The sequence below is a fragment of the Pseudomonas sp. PvP100 genome (assembly GCF_017833055.1).
Taxonomy (GTDB): domain Bacteria; phylum Pseudomonadota; class Gammaproteobacteria; order Pseudomonadales; family Pseudomonadaceae; genus Aquipseudomonas; species Aquipseudomonas syringae.
Genome location: NZ_JAFIBO010000001.1, coordinates 2926269 through 2935493, shown reverse-complemented (window position 1 = coordinate 2935493; position 9225 = coordinate 2926269). Strand labels below are relative to the sequence as shown.

Annotated in this window: 6 protein-coding genes; 3 read left to right on the top strand and 3 right to left on the bottom strand. The window is 60.6% G+C overall.

Annotated features, from left to right (window positions below):
- Positions 1-229 precede the first annotated feature (229 nt).
- Entirely contained in the window at positions 230-1477 is a 1248-nt protein-coding gene (locus tag JOE39_RS12515; protein WP_054993501.1) for a ribonucleotide-diphosphate reductase subunit beta, read from the bottom strand.
- Positions 1478-1742: 265 nt separating this feature from the next.
- Positions 1743-4655 carry a ribonucleoside-diphosphate reductase subunit alpha gene (locus JOE39_RS12510; RefSeq protein ID WP_210077309.1) on the bottom strand — a complete coding sequence of 971 codons (2913 nt, stop codon included), beginning with the start codon at positions 4653-4655 and terminating at the stop codon, positions 1743-1745.
- A gap of 709 nt (positions 4656-5364) precedes the next feature.
- Here JOE39_RS12510 and JOE39_RS12505 point away from each other — a divergent pair.
- From JOE39_RS12505 to fhuF, 3 genes are read left to right on the top strand one after another with little or no spacing between them, the layout of a single operon-like run.
- Positions 5365-6108 (top strand): response regulator, encoded by a 744-nt coding sequence (locus JOE39_RS12505; RefSeq protein ID WP_003393712.1) that lies wholly within the window; start codon positions 5365-5367, stop codon positions 6106-6108.
- Between the two features lie 4 nt (positions 6109-6112).
- Entirely contained in the window at positions 6113-7723 is a 1611-nt protein-coding gene (locus tag JOE39_RS12500) for an ATP-binding protein (RefSeq protein WP_017279015.1), read from the top strand.
- Positions 7681-8427: a siderophore-iron reductase FhuF gene (gene fhuF, locus JOE39_RS12495; protein WP_046266367.1), complete on the top strand. Its 747-nt coding sequence runs from the start codon at positions 7681-7683 to the stop codon at positions 8425-8427. The genes JOE39_RS12500 and fhuF overlap by 43 nt, the downstream gene beginning before the upstream one ends.
- Here fhuF and JOE39_RS12490 read toward each other — a convergent pair whose 3' ends face one another.
- The gene (locus JOE39_RS12490) at positions 8428-9153 is read right to left on the bottom strand and encodes a 4'-phosphopantetheinyl transferase superfamily protein (protein ID WP_198699077.1); all 726 of its coding nucleotides are present in this window, start codon (positions 9151-9153) and stop codon (positions 8428-8430) included.
- Positions 9154-9225: the final 72 nt, after the last annotated feature.

Here is a 9225-nt window from a genome sequence, read left to right as displayed (position 1 = left end):
TCGTCCTGGTCTTTGCCGTCTGGGATGATGGCCGAGAGGAAGGTCAAGCAAGGCAAAAACAGGCGAGGCCCGGCCGGAGTCGCATTCGACCGGATTTAACCGAGTCAAACCTCACATTTTTGCCGAAACAAAAATAAAAAAGGCTGCCAGTTGGCAGCCCTTTTCTCAGAACCCGTTTCATTTTTGATGAGATGGGTTCAGCTTTTATTGCAACTCCGCGGGATGCAAATCAATCCCAGCTCAAAGCTCCACCTGTCTGATACTCAATAACCCGCGTCTCAAAGAAGTTCTTCTCTTTCTTCAAGTCCATGATCTCGCTCATCCAAGGGAACGGGTTGGTCGTCCCTGGATACTCTTCCTTCAAGCCAATCTGGCTCAGGCGGCGGTTAGCGATGAATTTCAGATAGTCTTCCATCATCGCAGCGTTCATACCGAGTACGCCGCGGGGCATGGTGTCGCGGGCGTATTCGATTTCCAGCTGGGTGCCTTGCAGGATCATCTGCGTGGCTTCTTCTTTCATCTCGGCATCCCACAGGTGCGGGTTTTCGATTTTGATCTGGTTGATCACGTCGATGCCGAAGTTCAGGTGCATGGACTCGTCGCGCAGGATGTACTGGAACTGCTCGGCGACGCCGGTCATTTTGTTGCGGCGGCCCATGGAGAGGATCTGGGTGAAGCCGCAGTAGAAGAAGATACCTTCCAGTACGCAGTAGTAGGCGATCAGGTTGCGCAGCAGCTCTTTGTCGGTTTCTACGGTGCCGGTTTCGAACTTCGGATCGGAGATCGAACGGGTGTACTTCAGGCCCCAGGCTGCTTTTTTAGCGACCGACGGGATCTCGTGGTACATGTTGAAGATCTCGCCTTCATCCATGGCCAGCGATTCGATGCAGTACTGGTAGGCGTGGGTGTGGATCGCCTCTTCGAAAGCCTGGCGCAGGATGTACTGGCGGCACTCCGGGTTGGTGATCAGGCGGTACACGGCCAGCACCAGGTTGTTGGCAACCAGTGAGTCGGCAGTGGAGAAGAAGCCCAGGTTACGCATGACGATGCGGCGCTCGTCGTCGGTCAGGCCTTCCGGGTTTTTCCAGAGGGCGATGTCGGCGGTCATGTTGACTTCTTGCGGCATCCAGTGGTTTGCGCAACCGTCCAGGTACTTCTGCCAGGCCCAGTCGTACTTGAAAGGTACGAGCTGGTTGAGGTCGGCGCGGCAGTTGATCATCATTTTTTCATCAACGGCGACGCGGGCGGCGGCGCCTTCGAGTTCGGCCAGGCCTTCAGCGACGTCCAGTGCGTCCAGCGCTTTCTTGGCGCGGATCAGGGCAGCGGAGTCGGCGGCGGTTACTGCGCGGGCTTCCTGTGCAGCCAGGCCACCGGCGCTGTCGAGGCGGTCCATGTTGGCTTCGTTGGCGTGGCCGGCGTTGGTCGCTTTGGCGACTACTTCGCCGTCTTCTTTATCGAATTCGTCCCAGCTCAGCATGGTGTACTTCTCCTGCTTGAGGGTCAGTCGGGTGGACTGGCCTGTTGGATCTAGAGGGTGTGTTGCTTGCTTTTCAGGTGTGGCGCGCAAGGAACATGAATTTTTGGCTTTCGGGGCCTTTGGGTGAGGAGGAGGGTGGCAAGGGGATGTGTATCCTTGCCGGCCTCTTCGCGGACAAGTCCGCTCCTACAGGTACAGCGTCAGGCTTGTTGGCCTCTCGCTCCCACAGGGTTGTGTTTCTCCTGTGGGGGCGAGGCGGGTTGCCTTACTGGCAAGCCTCACAATCCGGCTCGTCGATCGCGCAAGCTTTTGGCACTGGGGCCGGGCCGGCAGGTGCTGCTTCGGTTGGACGCGGGGCGGTGATCGCCGAGTCGTCCGGGCCGTGGCCGCCGCTCGATACTGCGTTGAGCTTGCCGGTGTTGACGGTGGACTTCTCGGTGCTGGTCGCGGCCAAGGCACGGAGGTAGTAGGTGGTTTTCAGACCACGGTACCAGGCCATGCGGTAGGTCACGTCCAGCTTCTTGCCCGAAGCGCCAGCGATGTACAGGTTCAGCGACTGAGCCTGATCGATCCACTTCTGACGACGGCTTGCTGCGTCGACGATCCACTTGGTGTCCACTTCGAAAGCAGTCGCGTAAAGCTCCTTGAGCTCCTGCGGGATGCGCTCGATCTCCTGTACCGAACCGTCGTAGTACTTCAGGTCGTTGATCATGACCGAGTCCCACAGGTCGCGGGCCTTGAGGTCGCGAACCAGGTACGGGTTGATCACGGTGAATTCGCCGGACAGGTTCGATTTCACGTAGAGGTTCTGATAGGTCGGTTCGATCGACTGCGACACGCCAGTGATGTTGGCGATGGTGGCGGTCGGTGCGATGGCCATGATGTTCGAGTTACGGATACCTTTCTGCACACGGGCACGAACCGGCGCCCAGTCCAGGGTTTCTTTCAGATCGACGCTGATGTACTTCTCGCCACGCTGCTCGATCAGGATCTGTTGCGAATCCAGCGGCAGGATGCCTTTGGACCACAGCGAACCCTGGAACGTCTCGTAGGCACCGCGCTCGTCGGCCAGGTCACAGGACGCCTGGATCGCGTAGTAGCTGACCGCTTCCATGGAGGTGTCGGCGAACTGCACGGCAGCATCGGAACCGTACGGGATGTGTTGCAGGTACAGCGCGTCCTGGAAGCCCATGATGCCCAGGCCGACCGGACGGTGACGCAGGTTGGAGTTCTTGGCCTGCGGTACCGAGTAGTAGTTGATGTCGATCACGTTATCGAGCATGCGCACGGCTACATCGACGGTGCGCTTGAGCTTGTCGGTGTCCAGCTTGCCGTCGACGATGTGGTTCGGCAGGTTGATCGAGCCCAGGTTGCAGACCGCGATCTCGTCCTTGTTGGTGTTCAGGGTGATCTCGGTGCACAGGTTCGAGCTGTGAACCACGCCCACGTGCTGCTGCGGGCTGCGCAGGTTGCACGGGTCCTTGAAGGTCAGCCAAGGATGGCCGGTTTCGAACAGCATCGAGAGCATCTTGCGCCACAGATCCTTGGCCTGGATGGTCTTGAATAGTTTGATCTTGCCTGGGTATTCGGTCAGCGCTTCGTAGTACTCGTAACGCTCCTGGAAGGCCTTGCCGGTCAGGTCGTGCAGGTCTGGTACTTCGGAGGGCGAGAACAGGGTCCACGGGCCGTCGTCGAAGACGCGCTTCATGAACAGGTCAGGGATCCAGTTGGCGGTGTTCATGTCGTGGGTACGACGACGGTCATCACCGGTGTTCTTGCGCAGCTCGATGAACTCTTCGATGTCCATGTGCCAGGTTTCCAGGTAGGCACAGACCGCGCCCTTGCGCTTGCCGCCCTGGTTGACCGCAACGGCGGTGTCGTTGACCACTTTCAGGAACGGTACGACGCCTTGCGACTTGCCGTTGGTGCCCTTGATGTACGAGCCCAGCGCACGAACCGGTGTCCAGTCGTTGCCCAGGCCGCCTGCGAATTTGGACAGCATGGCGTTGTCGTGGATTGCGTGGTAAATGCCCGACAGGTCATCCGGCACGGTGGTCAGGTAGCAGCTGGACAGCTGTGGACGCAGGGTACCGGCGTTGAACAGTGTCGGGGTCGACGACATGTAGTCGAACGACGACAGCAGGTTGTAGAACTCGATGGCGCGGTCTTCACGGGCTTTCTCTTCGATTGCCAGGCCCATGGCCACACGCATGAAGAAGATCTGCGGCAGTTCGAAACGCACGCCATCCTTGTGGATGAAGTAACGGTCGTACAGGGTTTGCAGGCCCAGGTAGGTGAACTGCTGGTCGCGCTCGTGGTTGATCGCCTTGCCTAGTTTTTCAAGGTCGAATTCGGCCAGCACAGGGTTGAGCAGTTCGAACTTGATACCGGCGGTGACGTAGGCAGGCAGCGCCTTGGCGTACAGGTCGGCCATTTCGTGGTGGGTGGCGCTGTCGGCGACACCGAGGAAACCCAGGCCTTCGGCGCGCAGGGTGTCCATCAGCAGGCGGGCGGTGACGAACGAGTAGTTCGGCTCGCGCTCGACCAGGGTACGGGCGGTCATCACCAGTGCGGTGTTGACGTCTTTCAGGGCCACGCCGTCGTACAGGTTTTTCAGGGTTTCGGTCTGGATCAGGTCGGCGTCGACTTCAGCCAGGCCTTCGCACGCTTCGGTGACGATGGTGTTCAGGCGACCCATGTCCAGCGGCGCAAAGCTGCCGTCGGCGCGGGTGATGCGGATCGACGGGTGAGCCTGGACCTGCTCTTCGGGGGCGCGAACGGCACGCTCCTTGGCGCGCGAGTCACGGTAGATGACGTAGTCGCGAGCCACTTTCTGCTCGCCGGCACGCATCAGTGCCAGTTCGACCTGATCCTGGATTTCTTCGATGTGGATGGTGCCGCCCGAAGGCATGCGACGCTTGAACGTGGCGCTGACCTGTTCGGTCAGGCGGGCAACGGTGTCATGGATGCGCGACGAGGCAGCAGCATTGCCGCCTTCAACTGCAAGAAACGCCTTGGTGATGGCAACGGTGATCTTGTCGTCCGTGTAGGGAACGACAGTACCGTTACGCTTGATCACGCGCAGTTGACCGGGGGCAGTGGCAGACAGATCCTGCTGGGTCTGGCTTGCCTGCGGCGCGCCGGTCGGCGAGTTCTCGCGAGTTGTGTCTGTTTGCATGTGTGACTCCACGTTCTTTAAGTTTGTTCGGGCATTGCTGCCCACCATTTCGTTTAGAGCAGTCAGTCGCAAAAGGCGACCAAAGGGCTCCAAAACGAAGGTGAAAGCGGGGTGCTGTCGCCGCTTCCAGGTTTTGAAGCCAAAAAGGACCGGGCTATGCCCGATCCTTCGAAAATCTGATCAAGAGTGCGTGTTCGATGTTGCAAAACGTGTACGGGATGGCTCTGGTTCACGCGCGAGCGTCTTGGTGCCTAAACTGGCTTGAAGTTCAACCCCTCAGACGCAACAAAAATGCTTGAATTTCCCATTTGAGTTGTGCTGGCGTTTTTATTCAAAACCCCACATGTAGGGTGTGTCTCGTCGCCGGGCTACAAGATAATGCGTTTTGGACATGAATTGCAACGCGCCGCTTGTGGATAAAGTGTGTGTAGTTTGTGTATGAATCGCACACCTTGCGTGTAGGCCGCATAACTACTGGATCGTGACCGTTTGTCACTGTTTTCTGTAGGCACTGGTGAGGCACTGCTGATTTTTAAGGGCGCGAACCCTATCACAAAAAAACACAGCTGAAAGGCCGTTCTGGCATGTCATGTGCTATGCCGCGTGCGGTGTCGTGTGATCCCCGCGAGGGTTGCTACACTGGCCTGCGACGTGGTGCCGCAACCCCTGCGTTGCAAAAACAAAAAACGGTCGATAACGACAAGGAAAGATGGCTGTGGAACCACACACCTGGCACGTGCTGATCGTCGAGGATGACCAGCGACTGGCCGAATTGACCCGTGATTACCTGCAGAGCCACGGCCTGCGCGTGAACATCGAAGGTGACGGCGCGCTGGCGTCGGCACGGATCATCGCTGAGCAGCCGGATCTGGTGATTCTCGACCTGATGCTGCCCGGCGAGGACGGTTTCAGCATCTGCCGCAGCGTGCGTGACCGTTACGACGGGCCGATTCTGATGCTCACCGCACGCACCGATGACACCGACCATATAGAAGGTCTCGATACCGGCGCCGACGATTTCGTCTGTAAACCGGTGCACCCGCGCGTGTTGTTGGCGCGTATCAAAGCCTTGCTACGCCGTAGTGAAGCGCCGCAGGTGCCGGCTGCCGAGCTGCGCCGTCTGGTGTTCGGCCCGCTGGTGGTGGACAACGCACTGCGTGAGGCCTGGTTGCGCGAGCAGAGCATCGAGCTGACCGGTGCCGAGTTCGACCTGCTGTGGCTGCTGGTGGCCAACGCCGGGCGCACGCTGTCGCGCGAAGAGATCTTCACCGCGTTGCGCGGCGTGGGGTACGACGGGCAGGATCGCTCCATCGATGTGCGTATCTCGCGTATCCGCCCGAAAATCGGCGACGACCCCATTCATCCGCGTCTGATCAAGACCGTGCGCAGCAAGGGCTATCTGTTTGTGCCCGAAGCCGCGCAGGACATGAGCGGCCACGTGTTCAGCGGCTGACCTGATGAATTCGATCTTTCTGCGCATCTACGGTGGCGTACTGGGCGTGTTGGTGCTGGTCGCGCTGCTCGGCGTGCTGGCCCTGCATGTGCTCAACCAGTCGCGCGGCGAGCAGTACCGCGAGCGCCTGGCTCATGGCACCTTTACGATCATGGCCGACAATCTGGTGCCGCTCGATGGCATCGAACGGCGCCGCGCCCTGGCGGTCTGGGAGCGTTTGCTGGGCATTCCCCTGAGTCTGCAAACCCTTGAGCAGGCTCACCTCGACAGCAGCGCACTGGGCCAACTGGCGCGCGGCAAGGTGGTGGTCGAACAGATCGGGCCGCACGCTGCCAGGGTTTATCGTCAGTTGAGCGACAAGGAGCCGCTGTTGCTGACCGGCGAAGTGCAGCAGATCACCGAACAGTTGGCGAGAGCCACTATTTACCTGCTGATCGATGAACTGGTGCGCTTTCCGGTCGACGAGCAACCGGCGCGCCTGCAGGCCCTGCGCAGCGACAAGGGGTTCGGTTTCGACCTGCACCTGCTGGCGCTGGATCAGGCGGATCTGGACGATGACCAGCGCCGCCGCGTCTATGAGGGCGATACGGTCATGGCGCTGGGCAAGGGCGGCGATTCGATCCGCGTGCTGGCCGGGATCGTCGACACCAACTGGGTGCTGGAAATCGGTCCGCTGTACCAGATGAACCCTTACCCGTTGCATTGGCTGCTGCTGATCGCCTTGATGGGGCTGTGTCTGATCGGTCTGGTGGTGTACTTGCTGGTGCGGCGTCTGGAGCGACGGGTGCTGGAGCTGGAAGCGGCGGCCACGCAGATTGCTCAGGGCAGTTTGCAAACCCGCGTGCCGACCGAGGGCTCCGACTCGGTGGGGCGTGTGGCAGCGGCGTTCAACAGCATGGCCGAACACCTGCAGCGCTCATTGATGATCCAGCGCGAACTGGTGCGCGCGGTGTCCCACGAGTTGCGTACGCCGGTGGCGCGTCTGCGTTTCGGTCTGGAGATGGTCAGTGACGCCGCGACTCCCGAGGCGCGGCGCAAATACATGATCGGTATGGACAGCGATATCCAGGACCTCGACAAGCTGGTCGATGAGATGCTCACCTATGCGCGTCTTGAGCAGGGCGCGCCGACCTTGAACTTCCAGCGTGTCGATCTGGATGCGCTGATCGATCAGGTGATCGCCGAACTGGCGCCATTGCGCGCCAACGTGAGGGTTTCGCGGGGCGAATGCCTGAGGGCCGAAGAGGGCGAGGCTGCCTGGGTCGAGGGCGAGCCGCGCTACTTGCATCGCGCCGTGCAGAACCTGGTGAGCAATGCGCTGCGCCATGCCGATAACGAGGTGCGTATCAGCTATCGGCTGGAGGCGCAGCAGTGCCGTATCGACGTGGACGACGATGGTCCTGGCGTTCCGGAGCAGGCGTGGGAACAGATTTTCACGCCGTTCATGCGCATCGATGACAGCCGCACCCGAGCCTCGGGCGGGCATGGGCTGGGCCTGTCGATCGTGCGGCGGATCATCCATTGGCATGAAGGCCGCGCGCTGATCGGGCATAGCGTCAGCCTGGGCGGAGCATGCTTCAGCCTGTCTTGGCCGCGCACGCAGGTGCCGCGATGAGCTTGCCGTTGTTTGCCGGGCCATTTGCGCGATTCGGGCGGACCTTGCTGACGGCGGATGACGCGCGCCCCTTGATGACGTTGCCTGATCTGCTGCGCCCCGAGCGTCTTGATCAACTGCTGCTGACTGTTTACGGGCCGCAACTGATGCCTGATCAATTGCCTGTGCTGGTGTCGCAGTGGGCCAAGTTTTACTTCATGCAACTGATTCCGCCGGTGCTGGTCGCCAGCCTGGTGCATGACTGGCATTGGCCGTTGCAGCTTGGGCAGGTGGCGCTGGCGCTGGATGAGCGAGGCGTGCCGAGCGGTGTCAGGCTGGCGGGGGAGGGACGCGTCTGGCGGGGTATGCCGGTTGATCCGTTTCAGCGCTTTGCCGGGTTGCTCGATGACAATCTGCAGCCCTTCATTACTTCTCTGAGCGCTTATGGCGGACTGTCTGCCGCGGTGTTATGGAGCAGCGCCGGGGATTATCTGGAAGGCTGCCTTGCGCAACTGGCCACCAGCAGTGATGCGTCGCTGGCTGCCGGGCGGGCGCTGTTAAGCGAGAAGAAAAGGCCGGACGGGCGCGCCAATCCTCTGTTCCAGGCCGTGCGTTATGTGCCACAGGCGCAGGGCGGTGAACCTCGCAGGCAAAGGCGTGTGTGCTGCCTGAGTCATCGGGTCGAGTGGGTTGGACGTTGCGAACATTGTCCGCTGCCCGGCTGATCAACCTTCGACGGCGACCAGGCTCAACAGGTGGTCGTCCTGCACACTGAACTGACCGTCCAGCTCCTTGCCCGCATGCCACTCGCTGGACAGGTCGATCAGCAGTTGTAATCGGGCGTGGCCATCGGCGGACCATTCCAGCAGTTGCGCGTCTTCGAAGTAGAAGCGCTTGTGCACGATGGGGTAGAGCGCCTTGAACAGCGCTTCCTTGATCGAAAAGGTCAGGGTCACGCGCAGTGCGATCTGATCTTCCGGACCTGCCGCCATCTCTGCCAGCTCGGCCGCCGTCAGAATTTCCCCGGCCAGCCGCGAGGCGCGGTCGTGGCTCAGCAGGTTTTCCGTATCCAGCCCCAACCCGCGCCACTGCTGCTTATGCGCAACCACGGCAGCGGCCCAGCCGGTGCTGTGAGTGATCGAACCGCAGACATCAGCGGGCCAGATCGGCGCACGGTCTTCGCCCACTGCAGGGACATGCAGGCGGCCATCCAGCTGACGCATGGCTTCGCGGGCGCAGAGACGACCGGCGAGGAATTCAGTCTGGCGCTTGGCTACCGAACGCTGAATGCTCGCGGGCATTTGCAGCTCACAACGCTGAAAGTCGCCGTCGACCAGCTTGAGCGGATCAAAATGCCCACTCACGAGCAGCGCCCCCGGCAAGGCTTGCGGCAACGGCCAATGCCGGATCAGTTCCGGGCAGCAGATGGGGAGGTGGGATAGTCGAGTCATGGGCGGCATTTTGCCGGGTGAATGGGTTGGAGGGAAGGGCACAGTAAGTATCGTACCGACGCTCCGCATCTT